Origin of the sequence: Loktanella salsilacus (assembly GCF_024206795.1) — a bacterium.
In the GTDB taxonomy this organism is placed as follows: domain Bacteria; phylum Pseudomonadota; class Alphaproteobacteria; order Rhodobacterales; family Rhodobacteraceae; genus Loktanella; species Loktanella salsilacus.
In genome coordinates this window covers 1,880,287-1,898,894 of sequence record NZ_CP072994.1, presented here as the reverse complement: position 1 = coordinate 1,898,894, position 18,608 = coordinate 1,880,287, and the positions used below count along the sequence as shown (strand labels likewise).

The following is an 18,608-nucleotide window of genomic DNA, read 5'->3' as shown; positions in this document are numbered from 1 at the left end:
GGACCCATGATTTCTGCCGATATCCAGATTGTCCTGCCGGAAATCGCACTGGCGGTCTATGCGATCATCGCCTTGCTGGCGGCCGTTTACACCGTCAAAGACGGGGCGGCGTCGCTGCTGGTCTGGCTGACCTCTGGCATCTTTGTGCTGGTGGCCGCTTGGCTGATGACGAACGGCGCTGATGCGCAGACAGCGTTTGACGGCATGTTTGTCGCCGACAGCTTTTCGCGCTTTGCCAAGGTCACGATCCTGCTGTCCGCCGCCGCCGTCTTGGTGATGAGCGAGCAATACATGGTCGCGCGTAACCTGTTGCGGTTCGAATATCCGCTGCTGGTGGTCTTTGCCGTCGTCGGCATGATGGTCATGGTTAGCGCTGGCGATCTGATGTCGCTTTACATGGGCCTAGAGCTGCAGTCGCTGTCGCTTTATGTCGTCGCGTCCTTGCGCCGTGACAGTGTCAAATCGACCGAAGCTGGCCTGAAGTACTTTGTGCTGGGCGCGTTGTCTTCTGGTCTGCTGCTTTACGGTGCCTCGCTGACCTATGGTTTCACTGGCACGACTTTGTTCTCTGGCATCATGGCCGGCGTGCAGGATCAGCCGTCGCTGGGTCTGCTGTTCGGCCTCGTGTTCCTGATCTCGGGTCTTGCGTTCAAGGTCAGTGCCGCGCCGTTCCACATGTGGACGCCGGACGTTTACGAAGGCTCGCCCACGCCGATCACTGCGTTCTTTGCAACGGCCCCCAAGGTCGCGGCCATGGCGCTGTTTGCCCGCCTGATGTTCGATGCCTTCGGCGGCATCACGGGCGACTGGCAGCAGATCATTGCCTTCTTGTCCGTGATCTCGATGTTCCTTGGATCGATCGCGGCGATTGGCCAGCGCGATATCAAGCGTCTGATGGCTTACTCGTCCATCGCGCACATGGGCTATGCTTTGATGGGTTTGGCGGCTGGCACTGCGCTGGGTGTGCAGGCGATGCTGATCTACATGGCGATCTATGTCACCATGAACATCGGTACCTTTGCCTTTATCCTTGGCATGCAGCGCGATGGTCGCCCGGTGACGGATATCCAAAGCCTGAAGATGTACGCCAAAGACCAGCCCACTCGGGCATTGGCCATGCTGGTGCTGATGTTCAGCCTTGCTGGTGTGCCGCCGATGGTCGGCTTCTTTGGTAAGCTGTATGTGCTGCGTGCCGCCTATGACGCGGGCCTTGCGTGGCTGGCTGTGGCCGGTGTGGTCGCATCCGTGATCGGCGCGTATTACTACCTGCGCATCGTCTACTACATGTACTTCGGCGAAGAGACCGAAAAGCTGGACGCCCCGTCGCAGCCCATCCTTGGCGCGTTCCTGATCGCCTCTGCGCTGATCATGGTCGTCGGCGTGGTCAACCTGTTCGGCGTAGAGCCGATTGCGGCTGCTGCCGCTGCGGCCCTTGTCAACTGATCCAACACAGCACGCCCTCTGGCCAGAGGGCGTGCTGTGCCACCACCTGACGCAGGTGGATAGCACGATGGCAGAGGCGGTGCGCATTGCGCCAACCCTGCAAGCGCCGACTTGGGTGATCGCTGATATCCAGACCGGCGCACGCGGTCGCCGGGGCCGCGCATGGCAAAGCCCGCCGGGCAACTTTGCCGCCACCCTGATTTACCGCCCCAACTGCACCCCGCAACAGGCCAGCCTGCGATCCTTTATGGCCGCCGTCGCCCTGTTCGAGGCGCTGGCGATGTATATTGACCGCACCAAGCTCAGCCTAAAGTGGCCCAATGACGTGCTGCTCAACGGCGGCAAGATCGCTGGCATTCTGCTGGAAACCAGCGGGCAGGGGCCTTACGTCGATTGGCTGTCTGTTGGCATCGGCGTTAACCTTGCTGCTGTGCCCGACGACGTCCGCGACGCGGCCTTTGCGCCCGTGTCCCTGCGCGGCGAAGGCGGGCCAGAGGTCACGCCGGGTGATTTCCTTGTGCGTCTTGCCAATGACTACGCCACGCAAGAGGCGAAGCTGTGGGAATTCGACTTTGACATTATCCGCAGTGACTGGCTCCGCCATGCGGCCCGTCTGGGCGAGGTGATTACCGCCCGCACCAGCCGTGAAGAGATCACCGGCACATTTGACACCATCGACACCGACGGCAATCTGATCTTAACCACCCCCGAGGGGCGCAAGGTCATTCCTGCCGCCGACATCTATTTCTAAAGGGGCGCTGCCCATGCTTCTGGCCATCGACTGCGGCAATACGAATACGGTGTTTTCCATCTGGGACGGCACCCGCTTTTTGGCGACCTGGCGGACCAAGACGGACTGGCAGCGCACGGCTGACCAGTATTTCGTCTGGCTGACGTCCCTGATGCAGATGCAAAAGGTTGATGTGACCATCAACGAAGTCATCGTCAGTGCGACAGTGCCGCGCGTGGTGTTCAACCTGCGGGTTCTGGCCGACCGCTATTTCAACTGCCGCCCCATTGTCGTGGGCAAGCCTGAATGCAAACTGCCCACGCTGCCGCGCGTCGATCCCGGCACCGCCGTTGGTCCGGACCGGCTGGTGAACACGGCTGGTGCCTTTGATCGCCACGGCGGCAACCTGATCGTGGTGGATTTCGGCACGGCGACAACGCTGGATGTGGTCGACGATGACGGCGCCTATGTCGGCGGCGTGATTGCCCCCGGCGTCATGGTCAGCCTAGAGGCATTTCACATGGCCGCCGCCGCGCTGCCGCACGTCGATGTGACCAAGCCAGAGCGCGTGATTGGCACGAATACCGTCGCCTGCATGCAGTCTGGTGCGTTCTGGGGTTACATTGGCCTCGTGAAAGAGATAACCGCACGGATCAAAGCCGAACGCGGCAGACAGATGACCGTCATCGGAACTGGTGGACTGGCCTCTCTGTTTGCACAAGGCGACCAATTATTTGACCGGGTCGAGGATGACCTGACGATGCACGGGCTGACCGTGATTCATCAATACAACAAGGACCTTACATGAGTGCTGCAAAAGCAAACGACCGACTGATCTATATGGCGCTTGGCGGCGCCGGTGAAATCGGCATGAACTGCTACGTCTACGGCTATGGCCCCAAAGGCAAAGAGCGTCTGATCGTCATCGATCTGGGCGTCACCTTTCCCGACATGGATGGCACGCCCGGCGTTGACCTGATTTTCCCCGATATCACCTGGCTGAAAGAACGCCGGGCGCAGATCGAGGGTATTTTCATCACCCACGCCCACGAAGACCACGTCGGCGCGGTTGGCCTGCTGTGGGAACAGCTGGGCGCGCCGATCTATGCGCGTAAATTCACCGCGAACATCGCGCGGCGCAAGCTGCAGGAAAAGGGCCACCCCGACAACGTCGTCACCGTGGTTGAACCTTATCCTGCCGTGATCGACTGCGGCCCGTTCAAGGTATCCTACGTCCCGATCAGCCACTCGATCCCCGAAAGCGCGGGTCTAGTGATCGACTCGGCCGCTGGCCGCATTGTGCACACCGGCGACTTTAAGGTCGACATGACCCCCGTGGTCGGCGACCCGTTCAACACCGCCCTATGGGAAGAGATTGCCAAGGACGGCGTCAAGGCGCTGGTCTGCGACAGCACGAATATCTTCTCTCCGCACGCGGGCCGTTCGGAAATGTCCATCGGTCCAGCGATCACGGAACTGATGCGCAATGCCACCGGCATGGTCGCGGCGACGACCTTTGCGTCGAACATCGCGCGCCTAAAGACACTAGCTGACGCCGCTGTGGCCGCTGGCCGCACGGTTTGCCTGCTGGGCCGGTCGATGAACCGCATGGTCGAAGCGGCCAAGGAAACCGGTCTGCTGACCAATTTCCCCGCCACGATCGGGCCAGAGGATGCGGTCAACGTGCCGCGCAATCAGCTGATGTTGCTGGTCACCGGCTCTCAGGGTGAACGCCGCGCTGCGTCTGCCCAGCTGTCGCAAGGCAGCTATCTGGGGCTGAAGCTGAAAGAAGGCGACACCTTCCTGTTCTCGTCCAAGACGATTCCGGGTAACGAAAAGGGTGTGATCCGCATCATGAACCAGCTGAGCGAGCTGGGCGTGGATATCGTCGACGACGATGGCGGCAAGTATCACGTCTCTGGCCACGCGAACCGACCCGATCTGGAAACGATGCACCAGATCATCAAGCCGCAGTTCCTGATCCCGATGCACGGCGAGCACCGTCACCTGCGTGAACACGTGAAGGTCGCAGGTCAGTTCGGCCTGCCCGGTATCGTGGCCGTCAATGGTATGATGATCGACCTGTCGGGCAACCAGCCCACCGTTGCTGAATACGTCGAAACCGGTCGCACCTATCTGGACGGCTCGGTTCAGATTGGCGCGATGGACGGCGTTGTACGTGACCGGATCCGGATGGCCTTGAATGGCCTCGCCGTGGTCACGGTGATCATCGACGAAAACGATGAACCGCTGGGCGATCCTTGGGTCGAACTGTCGGGTCTGACGGAAACCGGACGCTCCGACTCTGCCCTTGCAGAAATCATGGAGGCCGATCTGGCGCAATTCATTGGCCGCGCAGACGCCAAGACGATCCGCGATGATGTGAAGCTTGAAAAAGAGCTGAAGAACGTCGCGCGCCGCTCTGCCCAAGGTGAGATTGGCAAAAAGCCCGAAGTCATCGTTGTGATCAGCCGTCTGGGCTGATCACCGCATCAGGTAAAGCAAAAGGGCGCTGGATCAGATTGATCCAGCGCCCTTTTTTATGTCCGAACAGACCGTTGCTGTCCTTCATTTCCTCGGTTGAAAATATATCGGGTGGCTGTTTGGTACGCCAATGGTTCATGAACCAGCCAGCGATGGGCAGCGCCCCGGCGGATCGACTGGGCAAAACCCAGTCGATCCATTTTGCTTAACCGTTGCTACGCTCTTGAAAGCTTTTCGCAATGAATTCAGGTGTGTCGTCACCCATACCAATCACATTGTCAGCGCGCCCGCCACGGTCGCGGTTGCCGCGGTCGTTACCATTGCGATTGTTGTCATGCCGTTCGTTCCGGTCGTTTCCGTTCCGGTCCGATACATTGCGATCTTGCGGCCCGCGATCTTGGGGGCCACGGTTGCGGCCGCCACGGCGATTGGCTTGCGCCGCGTCAGGCGCTTGCGCAGGTTCTTGCTCTGCAACAACGACCGGCGTTGGTGTTGCAACAGCTTCTGCGACAACTTCTGGCGCTGCGGGCACTGGGTTTACAGCCTCTGGCGCAGTGTCCCGGCGCGTGCGGCTGCGCCGTGTGCGGCGTTCGGGGCGCGGTGCGTCGGTTGCTTCTGCCGCAGGTGCGGCTTCGGCTTGCGGTGCAGCCTCGGTCGTTTGATCTGCAACCGCTTCTACCGGGGCAGTGGCTGCTTTGCGTGGACCGCGTGTGCGCGAGCGGCGCGGCTTTTCCTCGCGCGGGGCATCAACGTCGTCAATCGGGGACGTCGTCGTCGGCGGTGTCACATCGCCCATCAGGTTTTCAAGCCGCGGGATCGGGGCTTGTACCAGACGTTCGACGTCAGCCAGGTTCTTTTCATCGCGCGGCGCGCAAATCATGATCGCAACGCCGGACCGACCAGCACGGCCGGTGCGGCCAATCCGGTGGACGTAATCCTCGGCGTGGCTGGGCACGTCGAAGTTAAAGACGTGTGTCACGGCGGGAATATCAAGCCCGCGTGCGGCGACATCGGATGCCACCAGAAAGCGGATCGACCCATCGCGAAAGCCGTCCAGCGTACGCGTGCGGTGCGACTGGTCCAGATCGCCGTGGATCGGTTCGGCGTTCATGCCGTGCTTTTTCAGCGACTTGGCGACCACGTCCACGTCGGACTTGCGGTTGCAAAAGATGATCGCGTTGGAACAGGCGTCGCCTTCGGCGGCGATCAGGCGGCGCAGCAGCTCGCGCTTTTCCGCATCGGCCTTGGTCTTGTTGGAACCTTGAAACAGCACCACGCCTTGCTTGATATTCGCACCAGTCGAGGCTGCACGTGCGACTTCGATCTTGGCAGGATTGGACAAGAAGGTATTGGTAATGCGCTCGATCTCCGGTGCCATCGTGGCCGAGAAGAACAGCGTCTGACGCGTGAAGGGCGTCATTTGGAAGATACGTTCAATATCCGGGATGAAACCCATGTCCAGCATGCGGTCAGCTTCGTCGACGACCATGATTTTCACGTCGGACAGAATCAATTTGCCACGCTCGAAATGGTCGATCAGGCGGCCGGGCGTCGCGATCAGCACATCGACACCTTTGTCGATCAGCTGGTCTTGCTCTTTGAACGAGGTGCCGCCGATCAGCAGCGCCTTCGTCAGCTTGGTGTATTTGGCATAGGCGTCAAAGTTTTCCGCAACCTGCGCCGCCAATTCCCGCGTTGGGGCCAGCACCAGCGACCGGGGCATCCGCGCCCGGGCACGTCCGCGGCCCAGCATGTGGATCATCGGCAGGGTGAAACTGGCGGTTTTGCCGGTGCCCGTCTGGGCGATCCCAAGCACATCGCGCCCTTCAAGGGCGGGGGGAATCGCGCCAGCCTGAATCGGCGTCGGCGTCTCGTAGCCCGTATCGGCAATTGCCTTGAGCACTTTGGGATCGAGGTTAAGGTCAGAAAACTTGGTCATGTAGCCCTTTCAGAAATGCGGCTTATCCGGCCGCAGAACTGCGCGGCCCGCCCGACCGGATTGTCGGGGCGTTCGACAGGCATCGCGTTACGCCAATAATGCCCAATCGTCAAGGTTTAGGCGGAACAGCACCGTCTTTGAAGGCGTTGAGGTGCAAATAACACCGAAAGGACACGACATGATCAAGAAGCATGGCACGGCAAACTGGCAGGGCACGCTGAAAGATGGAATCGGCAAGGTGTCGACTCAGACGGATGCGTTGAACGATCATCCCTATGGTTTCAAGGCCCGGTTCGAAGATGGCCCCGGCACTAATCCCGAAGAACTGGTCGGCGCAGCCCATGCCGCGTGTTTCGCGATGGCGATGTCGCTTAACCTTGGTGAAAAGGGTTATACAGCAGATAACATCGACGCCAAATCAACGGTGTCGCTCGAAGAGGTCGATGGCGGTTTTGCTGTCACAAAGGCACATATCGAGGTCACTGCGACAATCCCCGGAATTTCGGACGCAGACTTTTTGGCTGTTGCGCAGGCTACGGAAAAAGGCTGCCCAATCAGCAAGTTGCTGAATGCTGAAATCACGATGGATGCCAAGCTCGTCTGATTTTCGACTTTGTGCGTATGATGATGGGGGCAGCATATTGCTGTCCCTTTTCGTTGGGACGGTCCCACTATCCGTCATCCACTTTCGCTAAAACGCGGGCAAATGCCTCTGCCGGGACGGTGCCGTCATAGCGTCCACGCAGTCCCCAAACGCGCAGCGGCAGGCCGGTTTGCGCGGCAATGCTGAACGCAGTTTCGCTGAGTGTAATCACGCCCACTTCGGCCGGTTGGCAGCCGTCTATGCAATGGGTCAGAAGGCGATCATGGGCGGTATAATCCAGCGTATGCCCGCCAGAGGTTATGCGGTCGATCCGCGGGCCATTCGCGTCCCGCCTTCGGACATTGGTGAAAACGCCAAAGGCACGCCCATCCGGCCCCAGGGTAATGACCGGCCGCGCGGTCATCAGGCCATTGCCATCCGCGCCGCGGAACACTTCCCTTTCCTGCGTTGTAAATGTCGTCGTGCCGCGCCAGCCATCGTAGGATTGCAAGACGTCATCCCTGATCGGGATGCAGGCGGACAAAAACAGGATCAAACACAACCATCGCATACCGTCACTTTGGACGTATCGGGTTAACTATTACTGAACGAATCTAAGACAAAAAGGTCGTGTGATAGGCGACCAGCCGATCGAAATGAGCTTGCAAAGAGCGTTTGAGGTGCCGCTCGTCCTTAACGGTTTGAATATAGTCCACCAGCGATAGGTAATGCGCGATCTGGCGGGGCAGGCGCTGCGCGGGGCGCAGGCGGTCTTGGCGTTCGTCTTCGGCGATGACCTGCACGATCTGCGGCGCGGGCAGGTCGGCGGACAGGTCGGTGTCGCTGGTCATGGCCTTGCCATTCATCAGCTGGTTCTGGGCGTCGAATGTTGCGAATAGATAAGCCTCTAGCGCGGGAATGGCGCTTGGGTCCGCGACGGGCCACGCCTTGACATAGGCGATTTCCCAGACGTCGATCATGCGGTTGGCGATGATGTCTGACCGAGCAGATGTCAGGTGTCGCCGCACGCGGGACCGGATGCCGTCAACGGATTGGCCGACGTAGATCGGCACGCCGTCCAGATCGCACAGGGCGTAGACGCCGATTTGGTCGGTCAGATCCTTGATCTGGCGCGCGCGGTAAGCCTTGGGATCGATCACGCGGCGGACCGGATGCGACGCGTATGGCGGATCAGCGGCTGGAAAATATGGGTGTCCAAATGGCGCACGACGGGCACAGCCACGCCGTCACCGGACAGGCGGTAGGCGTCGTTAAACCGCGCGGGCAGGCGGTAACTGTCGGGCAGGCCCATCAGGCGCGCGGCCTCGCGTGTTGAGAGCAAGCGGGCGGTGACAGTGCCGTCGCGCACGATCAGGACAGTCTGCCGGGATGATCCGCCACCCGGCGTGCGCAGGCAGCCTGCGATGCCGTCAAAGCGGACCTCTGCCCGCTGCACGGTTTGGCCCAGCCCATCAGGACGGCCGCGTTTATAGACGGTGCCGACGTGCAAGCCGCCCGCGTCGACCGCATCTTGCACGCGGGCGCGGTGGGGGGCGGTCATCAGGCTCAGCAAGCGGTCCAGGCTGGTGGGCGTCATCACGTCGGGCGCGGCGGTGTCGATCAGGTCGGCCAGCGCTGCATTAGGACGTGCGGGGTCGGGCAGGGTCCACCAGATCCAGCGCTGCGCCAGTTTGCGTGGCAATGCGGCATGGGCGGCGCGGATGCGGTCCGTATGAAAGGTGCCGCTGGGGGCATCTTGGGTCAACCCGGCGGGCAGGTCCAGATCATCGCGCACGGCGATGACAAAGACGCGGGGACGGCTTTGCGGTAGGAAATGGCGAGCGTCAATCTCCATCGCGCCGCAGCGATAGCCGCAGGCAGCGAAGGCGTCGACGACCGCCTGAAAATCCCGGCCCCCGTGGCTGGACAGCAGGCCCGTGACGTTTTCAAACGCAAGAATGCCGGGCGCAAAGCCGCCCGCGCGCGCCGCGCGAACGTGTTCGATCCATGCAAAAAACGTCGATGACCGCGCACCCGCAAGGCCGGACCGGTGGCCAGCAAGGCTGAGGTCCTGACAAGGGCTGCTGGCCCAATATAAATCAATCGGTTGTTGCAAAAGGGCAGGGTCAAGCGCCGCGATATCACCGCAGATCAAACCATCCGGCCCCCAATTTTCCGCATAGGCTGCGCATTTGCCCGCATCAATGTCATTGGCAAAAGCTAAATCCCAGCCGTCCGACAAGGCCGCCCTGACCATGCCCGCACCCGCGAAAAATTCGGCAAATCTGGGGGTGGGCGGGGTCATTTCTGTCCTTTCAGCTTCGAACAGAATAGGAACGGGGCGGGTTTTTCACAAGGCAAAACCCGCCCCAATCGATGTCCTTTAGACCATCATTTCCTTGGTCGCCGACAGCTTGATATCCGGGTAATCGCGGCCCACGCGGTCGATGTCCCATTGTAGGCGGGTCAGGAACACGGTGTCGCCGTCGTTATCCAGCGCGATGTGCTGTTTGTTGGCGGCGGCGAATTTATCCACCGCGTCGCGTGTGCCGTGCACCCAGCGGGCCGATGTGAATTGCGAGCCTTCAAAACGGACGGGCAGGCCGTATTCCATCTCGATCCGGCTGGCGAGCACTTCGAACTGCAGGGCACCGACGACGCCGACGATAAAGCCGGAACCAAAGGTCGGTTTGAACACCTTGGCCGCGCCTTCTTCGGCAAACTGCATCAGCGCCTTTTCAAGGTGCTTGGCCTTCATCGGGTCGCCCGCGCGGGCGGTTTGCAACAGCTCCGGCGCAAAGGACGGGATGCCAGTCACTTTCAGCGCTTCGCCCTCGGTCAGGGTGTCGCCGATGCGCAGCTGGCCGTGGTTGGGGATGCCGATGATATCGCCGGCCCAGGCCTCTTCGGCCAACTCGCGGTCGGCGGCGAGGAACATCACCGGGTTGGTGATTGCCATCTGCTTTTTGCTGCGCACGTGGGTCAGCTTCATCCCGCGTTCAAAGTGGCCCGACGACATGCGGACAAACGCCACGCGGTCGCGGTGCTTTGGGTCCATATTGGCCTGCACCTTAAAGACAAAGCCGGTGACAGGCGTCTCCTCTGGCGCGATCATGCGGGGTTCGGCGCGCTGGATCTGCGGCTCTGGTCCGTAGGTCGCGATTCCTTCCATCAGTTCCTTAACGCCGAAAGAGTTGATGGCAGAGCCGAACCAGATCGGGGTCATGGTGCCCGCCAACATCGCGTCGTGATCCAGCTTTGGCATCAGTTCTTGCGCCATCTCGATCTCTTCCAAGAAGGTACCAAGCAGCTCTGCGGGGATCAGTTCCTTGAGTTTCGGATCAGACAACCCGCTGATGCGCACGGATTGCGCGACCTTGTTGCGGTCGGCGCGGTCCATCAGGTCCAGCCGGTCGTTCAGGATGTCATAGGTGCCGATGAATTCACGGCCCTTGCCGATTGGCCAAGACGCAGGCGTCACGTCAATCGCAAGATTTTCCTGAATCTCGTCAATGATTTCAAAGGTATCGCGGCTTTCGCGGTCCATCTTGTTACAGAACGTCAAGATCGGCAGATCGCGCATGCGGCAGACTTCGAACAGCTTTTGCGTCTGGCTTTCCACGCCCTTTGCGCCGTCGATCACCATGACGGCGGCGTCCACGGCGGTTAGCGTGCGATAGGTGTCTTCGGAAAAGTCAGAGTGGCCGGGCGTGTCCACCAGATTGAACCGGTAGCCGTCAAAATCGAACGACATGGCAGAGGCCGAGACGGAAATGCCCCGGTCCTTTTCCATCTGCATAAAGTCAGAGCGCGTGCGCCGTGCTTCGCCCTTGGCGCGCACCTGTCCAGCCATCTGAATAGCGCCGCCATACAGCAGGAATTTTTCAGTCAGCGTCGTCTTACCAGCGTCCGGGTGCGAGATGATCGCAAAGGTCCGGCGGCGGGCGATTTCGGGCGGAAGGGCAGGGCGATTTGTCATGGCTGATCCTGTAACCTGCGGCAGGGGTAAGGGCAATGCGGGGCTGTGGATCACGCGCTGCATCCCTGTCATGCAAAGAAGTTAGCCTAAATCAACCTGTGGGCTGCTTTCGCCATATTCTTGCCGAACCATTTTGTGATTAATCATTTAGCAACTATTGGAAGAACCAAGAGAGATTCTTTGATGAAATTAGTAATGAGTGCGATCGCTTTGGCTAGCCTTGCAGCCTGCGGCGGAGCCGGGACAGACTTGTCACCGCAAGTGCCGACATTATCGCAGTTTGAAACCAGCGTCCGCAGCTTTGGCGCGACGGCTGACAATATCGACAGCATGACGGATACGGTGCCGCGCAATATTCCCTCTACGGGCACGTCGACGTTCAGTGGTCCCGCGCTTTTGTCGGTGGACGGGTTCACAAACAGCTATGCCATGACGGGCGATTCGCGTTTGACCGTCAACTTTGCCAATGACGACATGAGCGGCGGTGTCACGAACTTCAGGGGCGTGGATGAAAACGGTCGCGGTGTGAATGTCGGGGGGCAGATCGCCTTTACCGATGGTCTTGTCGGCTCGGACGAGACGTCCGGGCTGTTTGCGGTCGATTTCAACGGCAACCTGACCGCCGGTTCAGACCGGATTGCACTGGACGGGATTGCCATTGGCTATTTCGAAGGCAACCGCACGTCAGGGTCCATCCGCACGCGGGCTATTCAGGCCTTCAGCGGCACCAGCGGCTCCTTCTTCGCCGACCAGGGGTTTCGACCGTCGATGACCGCGACGATGAACGGCAACTCTGCGGTTGCCGACTTTGCTTTCGTGGGCGAAAACTAAGGCCGCTATACGATAGCACACCCCCCGTCATCGCATGACGGGCCGGGTCTGGTGCAAGGATTGGGGCAAGGCCGCGCGGTTTGCGGGGCTTTGCCCTTTTTGTTTTCAACAGGATCACTGCCATGACCGTCAATCCCCTTCGCACCGCGATCAGCGTAACCGCCCTTGCCGTCATGACAGCCTGCGGCGGCGCTGGCGTGCCCGTGACGACCTTGCCGCAGGTGCCGGATAATAGCCGGCTTAGCCTTGCGGAAATTCAAAGCGTGCAGGAGCAGATTGCGCCCGCCTACGATAGAAACGACCCGACACTAAAGCAGCAGGTGCCGGTCAGCGGCGGGTCCAATTATCTAGGTTATGTGACCGGCGATCTGAGCGTGCCGGGCCGCCGCACCGATGTTGCTGGCGTCATGCAGATGGGCGTTGATTTCAGCACGGACCGCGTGGGCGGCACGGCGGGTAATTTTGTGACCTCTCAAGGGGCCCCGATTGACGGCGTGCTGACCTTGTCGAACGGCCGGCTTGACCGCGATTTGAACCGCTCTCAGGTGACGATCCGGTCCGACGTGGATGGCACGCTGCGCACTGGCGCAGGAGAGACGGTCCGCGTTGACGGCGTCATAACCAACGGCGGCTTCAAGGGCTCCAGCGGTCAGTTCATCGGCGCGCCAATGTATGGCGATATCACTGTCAGCAATGGCAATGCGGTCGAAGGCGGCACCTTTGGCCTGACCGGCATTCTGGCCCGCGAATAATCCTGCGGGGCTTGGCGGATTAATCTTTGATTAACCGCGAGGCGTCAGTTTAGCCCCCATCAGATCATGGGGGCTGAACAGATGATCACGCGGTGCTTGGGCGGTGCGATGCTGCTGTGTTTAGCCGGTTGCGGTGGTGGCGGGGGCGGCAATGAAAACGGCGGGCCGACGCCGGGGCAGATTGACGGCCAAATTGACGGACAAGATGTCAGCGACCCGAGCTTGCTGCCGACGACAGGCCGCGCCAGCTATGACGGTTATATGCGCGCCGCCCTGCCAACAGGAGAGGACGGCGCGCGCGTCGAATACCTCGCCGATCTGACGCTGGCGATGAATTTTGGCGCGGGCTTTGACCAGATCCGCGGCCAAGCCAGCGGGTTCGAGGCGCGCGACGGCGTCCCTTTGTCCGGCGGTCTGGCGATTACCGATGGCAGCATTTTTCGCGGCACGGACAGCAGCGCCGCTTATAGCTTTGACGCTGATTTGGACGGCACCCTGTCGGACGGCAGGGCCAGTTATACCATCGATGCCAGTATGGACGGCGAGTTTATCAACCAGACCCAAACCGCCGTGCGCGGGCTGGTGTTTGGCGATATCACAGGACCGGCAGGGCAGGATATTTTTGACGGCACCTTTGCCGGAACGCGCATTCCAGAGTGATCAGTCGCGCGACGCCTGGCGCAGCAACGACACCGCATCGCCTGACGACAGCAAGGACTCGCGCACTTCATAGTCATGATGCGGCCGGTGCCCATGCCCCCGGCGCACTTCTTCGTCCAGATGGTCGGGCAGGGCCGCGCGGGTGCGCGGGTCGATCAGCAGGGATTCTGCGGCGATCCCCTCGGCATAGATGATCTGGTGCTGATCAAACAGCAGCTGGAAATAGTCAACAAAACCGCCGGCTTGCTGGAATACCGTCTCTCCGTTGATCAGGTGGCGGACCTTGACCAGCACCTCGTTCCGGCCCGCGCCTAAACGGTCTTGCCGTTGGTAGACGAACAGGCGGTGGTCGGGGCTAAGGATCAGGTCATTGGCGTTATGCAGCGCGCCCCTGCGGATCACGACGGGGGCAAATTCACCGACGGCGCGCAGGGTCGATTCGCCGACCCAGCGCACGGGCTGGGGGCCGTCATCGCGGGTCAGAACCTTGTCGCCGACGCGGACGTCTTCAATCGGAACCTGCGCACCCGATGACATGGTGATCCGGGTGCCGCGGGTAAAGGATACGCTGGCGACCTCTGCAAAGCGCATGGGCGCGATCTGCCGGTCGACGCCGACAAGGCGATAAGGCGTGCCCGATTTCAGGTTCGCAAGCGGCAGCATATAGACGGCTTCGACACCGCCAGCGACCACCTCGACCAGGATAAGCGCCTCGTAGGTTTTGCCATCGACGGCCATCAAGGTGATGCAGCAATCCAGAAACACATCGCTGTCCGGCATCCCGGTTTGCCCGCCCGGTGCGACCTTAAACTGCCCGCTGACGTCCGTCGCGCTAAGCGATAGGGCCAAAGCGCGCGATACGGGTGACATTTCATAGATGTCGTCCAGCACCAATTCGTCAGCAAAGGTCAACGGCTCGCCAAAGGCGACGCCATCAGTCACGCAAAACGTGGTGGCAGAGAGCACCTGCACGCTTTGAACCTGGGCCGTTTTTTGCGTCATGGACAATCTTAAACAATTAGATGCAAGTTAACGAGTCTGCATCTGGGGTCAATGTTATCGCAGTCAATCTATGATCGCCGAGCGATTGCTGTATGTTAACCGATGTAGTGTTAATAAACCGGCTTATTGCTGGATAGGGAGTGACAGGATGGACCTGAACATCAAGGGGAAAACCGCGCTGGTTTGCGCATCTTCGCGTGGACTTGGGCGCGGCTGCGCCGAAGCCTTGGCCGAGGCTGGTGTTGATCTGGTGCTGAACGCTCGCGGCGCGCAGGCGCTAGAGCAGACCGCGCAAGAGATCCGCGACCGCTGGGGCGTCAAGGTGACAACCGTCACAGGCGATGTGTCGAACGAGGACGACCGCGCCGCATTGATCAAAGCGGCGCAGGGCGTTGATATCCTTGTGAACAACGCTGGCGGCCCGCCCCCGGGCCTGTGGTCCGATTGGAACCGCGACGATTTCATCAAGGCGCTGGACGCCAATATGCTGGCCCCCATTGCGCTGATGACGGCCCTGCTGCCAGGCATGATCGACAAGGGCTGGGGCCGGGTCGTGAACATCACCTCTGGTTCGGTCAAGGCACCGATCCCGCAACTGGGCCTGTCCAACAGCGCCCGCGCGGGCCTGACCGGCTATGTCGCCGGCACCTCGCGGCAGGTTGCGCCATTTGGCGTGAACATTAACAACCTGCTGCCCGGTATCCACGACACCGACCGCGCCGCATCGCTTGATGGTGGCGTGTCCAAGGCGCAGAACATCTCGGTCGAAGATGCCCGCGCGCAGCGGATCGCGACGATCCCGGCCCGCCGCTACGGCACGGCCGAAGATTTCGGCGCGATGTGTGCGTTCCTGTGCTCTGACCGGGCGCAGTTTATCGTCGGGCAGAACATCCTGCTGGACGGCGGCGCGGTCAACGCGACGCTGTAAAACATTTGGCATGCGCGGCGCTTTGACAGTGCCGCGCGTGCTGCCTTGCCCTTGGGGGCAGGGATTGCTAGGCCATGCCTTAGTATTTCGCTAGAGTATGCCATGACCGCCACGCCGCGCCTTGAAATCAGTCACATCGCCAAAAGCTTTGGCGGCCAAAAGGTCGTCGATGATGTCAGCCTGAGCGTGATGCCGGGGCAGGTGACCTGCCTGCTGGGCCCCTCTGGCTGCGGCAAATCCACGACATTGCGGATGATCGCTGGGGTGGAATCGCCCGATGCGGGGCAAATCCACGTCGATGGCCAGCTGATTTGCGGCGACGGGCGCGACGTGCCGCCTGAAAGCCGGTCGATCGGTCTGATGTTTCAGGATTTCGCCCTGTTTCCGCACCTCAGCGTCGCGCAAAACGTGGCTTTCGGCCTCAAGCTTGACCGCCGCGCGGCCCGCGCCCGCGTCGAAGAATTGCTGGGCAAAGTCGGCATGGGCCGCCATATCGACCGCTTCCCGCACGAGCTGTCGGGCGGCGAGCAACAGCGCGTTGCACTGGCCCGCGCACTGGCACCGCGGCCCAAAGTCATGCTGATGGACGAGCCGTTTTCGGGCCTTGATGACCGTCTGCGCGATGACATCCGGGATGAAACCTTGGACGTGCTCAAGGCCGAAGGCACCGCCGTCCTGCTGGTCACCCACGAGCCGGGCGAGGCGATGCGCATGGCGGACGAGATTGCGTTGATGCGCGATGGCCGGATCGTGCAGCGCGGCGCGCCTTACAACATTTACAACACGCCGGTTGATCGCAAGGCGGCTGCATTCTTTAGTGATATCAACGTGATTCGGGGCGAAGTGCGCGGGGCGTTGACCGACACGCCCTTCGGCCAATTCCTTGCCCCCGGTGTGCCGGACGGCACGGCGGTCGATATTTGCATTCGTCCGCAGCACCTGAAAATCGACTTTGACCGCGCGGGCCGTGGCCCGAACCCAACCCCGATGGAAGGCACACCCGCGCGCGGTGTCGTGCAGCGGGCGCGGTTCATGGGATCAGAATCCTTGGTGGAATTCCGCATGGATTACGATGGCACGATCTTGCGGGCGCAAATCCCGTCGGTGTTCCTGCCCAAACCGGGCACGCCGCTATGGATCATGATCCGCCGCGATCGGTGTTTTGTGTTTCCGGCAGCAGCGTAAAAAGTCTTCGTCCAAAGTCGTTTAAGGCCCTAAGGCTTTTCGCCTGACATATCTTTGCCCAGCCGCGCCGCGCGCCCGCCGCGCCGCTGGGTGATCTGACCGGACCTGTTTGGCAGCTCTTCCATCACAGCGCGCCGCGCGTCAGGCATCATGCGCGACCACGATCCGATTTCGTCGATCGTGCGCAAACAGCCGGTGCACAGCCGGCTGGCCGGGTGGATGACGCAAATCTTGATGCAGGGGCTGTCGATTTCGTCGCGTTTCCAGACATCGTCGGTCATGGGTTAGCCTTCATATGGGTGATCCGGTCCAGCGCGCCTTGCAGGATATAGGCGGCGGCGACGTGGTCAATCACTTCGGCGCGGCGCTTGCGGGATGTGTCGGCTTCCAGCAGGGCGCGGGTGGCGGCGACGGTGGACAAACGCTCGTCCCAATAGGTGATTGGCAGCGGTGTCAGCCGTTCCAGATTGCGGGCAAAGGCGCGGGTGGCTTGGCAGCGCGGCCCTTCGCTGCCGTCCATGTTCAGCGGCAGGCCCAGCACCAATCCGGTGATCTGGCGCTTTTCGCACAGCGCAAGCAGCGCGGCGGCATCCAGCCCGAATTTCTTGCGCTTAATCGTTTCCGTCGGGGTGGCCACGCCGCGCATCACGTCGGACACGGCAACGCCAATCGTCACGGTCCCAAGGTCCAGCCCCGCCAGTGCGCCAAAGGCGGGGACGTTGCCCAAAAAGCTGCTGACGTCTTCGCAGATCATTCCGCGACCCCAGCAGATTGCGCTGCGGTTTCAATTGTTTGCAAGGCGATGTTGTCACCGGCAAAGGCGGTTTGCGCCTCCGTATAGACGGTGCGCGCTTCCTCGGTCTGGCCCAGCACGCCGTAGGCAGAGATCAGCCGCGCCCAGTCCGCAGCAGGCCCGCCTTCGGCGGCCAGACGGCCTGCAAGTTGTGCCACCATGCCGCCGATCATCGCGGTGCGGTCTTCTTCTGTCATGTCTTCGGCGGCTGCGATATCCGCCGCGCCGGGACCGCGCAGATCGGGCAATTCATATTCCACACCCGCGCGGGCGGCGGCACCTGCAATCTGGGACCGGATTAACTCGCCGTGAAAGGACGTGTCGCCGCTGTTGGCAATGGGGCGCCAAAAGCGCAGCGCAATGTCGGATCGTCCGGTTTGGTCATAGATCGCGCCGATGTAATACCGCCCAGCGACGTTTGCTTCGTCCCGGGTCAGGATCGCGCGGGCGACGGTTTCAGCCTCTGGCGACACGATGCCATTCGCGGCGGCCACCATCAGGTCAATTTCGCGTTCCAGGTCTTCCATCGGAACGTCGTCACCCTTCAGCGCAACCACGCGCGCCTGTGCGCGGGCCGCCGCGCCATAGTTGCCAAGACGGGTTTCGTGAAAGGTCAGCAGCGTCCAGCCTTGCAGATCATCGGGACGGGTCGGGACCATCGTGCGCAACTGGTTGATCTGCTCTAGGTAGTCGGTGGGTGCATCGACCGGGGGCAGGGTCGGGGCTGCAGCCTCGAGCGCGGCCTGATCGGGGCGGGTGTCCCGCATCACCTCGGCCTCGGCAAGGCGGGCAGCGAGGGGCTGATCGGGATCGCCGGGCGCACCCAGTTGCAGGTAGGTGTAGCCGCCAACGCCAAGCAACATGACGCCCACAACGCCCGCAACCGCGATGTTTGCACTGCGCGGCGCGGTGCCTGTGACCTGATGCGTGCGGCTGACGGCCAGCAGACGGCGGGCGATCTCGGCGCGGGCGCGCTCTGCCTCATCGGCGTTCAGCACGCCGCGGGTGATGTCGCGGTCGACCTCTTCCAGCTGGCCTTTGTAGATCGCCACCTGCGGGTGGTCATCGCGCGCAACTGCCGGGCGCAGTAACGGCGCCGCAAGTAGCGACGCAAGGCCAAGCGCCATGACAATGCAAATGATCCAGAACATGCTGTTCCCCCTTGGGTTCGCGCCTTACCTAAGCGGTCACGGCCCCTGTGAAAACCCCGCGTAAGGCCCCCTGCGACAACGCGGGCATTGCCCAACCGCAGGGGATGTCGCAAACCTCGTCTGTCTTGCCGCTGGCGCACAGCTTCGG

19 protein-coding genes are annotated in these 18,608 nt (G+C 61.3%); 10 read left to right on the top strand and 9 right to left on the bottom strand.

Features of this window, described 5'->3' with window-relative positions; all coding sequences use genetic code 11:
• Positions 1-6: 6 nt before the first annotated feature.
• From nuoN to KBW81_RS09330, 4 genes are read left to right on the top strand one after another with little or no spacing between them, the layout of a single operon-like run.
• Positions 7-1,443, top strand: a complete 1,437-nt coding sequence (gene nuoN, locus KBW81_RS09345; protein ID WP_254246974.1) for an NADH-quinone oxidoreductase subunit NuoN — start codon at positions 7-9, stop codon at positions 1,441-1,443.
• Positions 1,433-2,194, top strand: coding sequence for a biotin--[acetyl-CoA-carboxylase] ligase (locus KBW81_RS09340; RefSeq protein WP_090187744.1), 762 nt, complete (start codon positions 1,433-1,435; stop codon positions 2,192-2,194). Before nuoN ends, KBW81_RS09340 begins: the two co-directional genes overlap by 11 nt.
• 13 nt (positions 2,195-2,207) lie before the next feature.
• Entirely contained in the window at positions 2,208-2,981 is a 774-nt protein-coding gene (locus tag KBW81_RS09335) for a type III pantothenate kinase (RefSeq protein ID WP_254246973.1), read from the top strand.
• Positions 2,978-4,657, top strand: coding sequence for a ribonuclease J (locus tag KBW81_RS09330; RefSeq protein ID WP_090187338.1), 1,680 nt, complete (start codon positions 2,978-2,980; stop codon positions 4,655-4,657). The genes KBW81_RS09335 and KBW81_RS09330 overlap by 4 nt, the downstream gene beginning before the upstream one ends.
• A 205-nt stretch (positions 4,658-4,862) precedes the next feature.
• Here KBW81_RS09330 and KBW81_RS09325 read toward each other — a convergent pair whose 3' ends face one another.
• Positions 4,863-6,596 (bottom strand): DEAD/DEAH box helicase, encoded by a 1,734-nt coding sequence (locus tag KBW81_RS09325; RefSeq protein WP_254246972.1) that lies wholly within the window; start codon positions 6,594-6,596, stop codon positions 4,863-4,865.
• Between the two features lie 178 nt (positions 6,597-6,774).
• Between KBW81_RS09325 and KBW81_RS09320 the strand changes: the two genes are divergently transcribed.
• The gene (locus KBW81_RS09320; protein WP_090187343.1) at positions 6,775-7,200 is read left to right on the top strand and encodes an OsmC family peroxiredoxin; all 426 of its coding nucleotides are present in this window, start codon (positions 6,775-6,777) and stop codon (positions 7,198-7,200) included.
• Between the two features lie 67 nt (positions 7,201-7,267).
• Here the strand turns inward: KBW81_RS09320 and KBW81_RS09315 are convergent, their stop codons facing one another.
• The 4 genes from KBW81_RS09315 to KBW81_RS09300 form a co-directional block, all read right to left on the bottom strand.
• Positions 7,268-7,690, bottom strand: a complete 423-nt coding sequence (locus KBW81_RS09315) for a hypothetical protein (protein ID WP_254246971.1) — start codon at positions 7,688-7,690, stop codon at positions 7,268-7,270.
• Between the two features lie 103 nt (positions 7,691-7,793).
• Positions 7,794-8,339: a GIY-YIG nuclease family protein gene (locus KBW81_RS09310; RefSeq protein WP_090187347.1), complete on the bottom strand. Its 546-nt coding sequence runs from the start codon at positions 8,337-8,339 to the stop codon at positions 7,794-7,796.
• On the bottom strand, positions 8,336-9,484 hold the full coding sequence (locus KBW81_RS09305; protein WP_254246970.1) for a DNA cytosine methyltransferase: 1,149 nt from the start codon (positions 9,482-9,484) through the stop codon (positions 8,336-8,338). Before KBW81_RS09305 ends, KBW81_RS09310 begins: the two co-directional genes overlap by 4 nt.
• Positions 9,485-9,562: 78 nt before the next feature.
• Positions 9,563-11,158: a peptide chain release factor 3 gene (locus KBW81_RS09300; RefSeq protein ID WP_090187351.1), complete on the bottom strand. Its 1,596-nt coding sequence runs from the start codon at positions 11,156-11,158 to the stop codon at positions 9,563-9,565.
• A 183-nt stretch (positions 11,159-11,341) separates the two neighbouring features.
• On the opposite strand from KBW81_RS09300, the gene KBW81_RS09295 reads away from it, so the two are divergent.
• From KBW81_RS09295 to KBW81_RS09285, 3 genes are all read left to right on the top strand, one after another.
• A complete protein-coding gene (locus KBW81_RS09295) occupies positions 11,342-11,989 on the top strand; it encodes a hypothetical protein (protein ID WP_254246969.1) in 648 nt (215 codons plus the stop codon).
• Positions 11,990-12,111: 122 nt separating this feature from the next.
• Complete coding sequence (locus KBW81_RS09290; RefSeq protein ID WP_254246968.1) at positions 12,112-12,741, top strand: hypothetical protein; 630 nt, start codon at positions 12,112-12,114, stop codon at positions 12,739-12,741.
• A gap of 81 nt (positions 12,742-12,822) precedes the next feature.
• Positions 12,823-13,401 carry a hypothetical protein gene (locus KBW81_RS09285; protein WP_254246967.1) on the top strand — a complete coding sequence of 193 codons (579 nt, stop codon included), beginning with the start codon at positions 12,823-12,825 and terminating at the stop codon, positions 13,399-13,401.
• On the opposite strand, the gene KBW81_RS09280 is transcribed toward KBW81_RS09285, so the two are convergent.
• Complete coding sequence (locus tag KBW81_RS09280; protein WP_254246966.1) at positions 13,402-14,403, bottom strand: Hint domain-containing protein; 1,002 nt, start codon at positions 14,401-14,403, stop codon at positions 13,402-13,404.
• Between the two features lie 148 nt (positions 14,404-14,551).
• On the opposite strand from KBW81_RS09280, the gene KBW81_RS09275 reads away from it, so the two are divergent.
• Both KBW81_RS09275 and KBW81_RS09270 read left to right on the top strand, forming a co-directional pair.
• A complete protein-coding gene (locus tag KBW81_RS09275; protein WP_254246965.1) occupies positions 14,552-15,331 on the top strand; it encodes an SDR family oxidoreductase in 780 nt (259 codons plus the stop codon).
• 102 nt (positions 15,332-15,433) lie between these two features.
• Complete coding sequence (locus tag KBW81_RS09270; protein WP_090187366.1) at positions 15,434-16,516, top strand: ABC transporter ATP-binding protein; 1,083 nt, start codon at positions 15,434-15,436, stop codon at positions 16,514-16,516.
• 29 nt (positions 16,517-16,545) lie between these two features.
• Here the strand turns inward: KBW81_RS09270 and KBW81_RS09265 are convergent, their stop codons facing one another.
• The 3 genes from KBW81_RS09265 to ccmI are packed head-to-tail and all read right to left on the bottom strand — an operon-like array spanning position 16,546 to position 18,460.
• Positions 16,546-16,797, bottom strand: a complete 252-nt coding sequence (locus tag KBW81_RS09265; protein WP_254246964.1) for a DUF1289 domain-containing protein — start codon at positions 16,795-16,797, stop codon at positions 16,546-16,548.
• A complete protein-coding gene (gene ruvX / locus KBW81_RS09260) occupies positions 16,794-17,270 on the bottom strand; it encodes a Holliday junction resolvase RuvX (RefSeq protein ID WP_090187371.1) in 477 nt (158 codons plus the stop codon). The genes KBW81_RS09265 and ruvX overlap by 4 nt, the downstream gene beginning before the upstream one ends.
• On the bottom strand, positions 17,267-18,460 hold the full coding sequence (gene ccmI / locus KBW81_RS09255) for a c-type cytochrome biogenesis protein CcmI (RefSeq protein ID WP_254246963.1): 1,194 nt from the start codon (positions 18,458-18,460) through the stop codon (positions 17,267-17,269). The genes ruvX and ccmI overlap by 4 nt, the downstream gene beginning before the upstream one ends.
• Between the last annotated feature and the right edge of the window lie 148 nt (positions 18,461-18,608).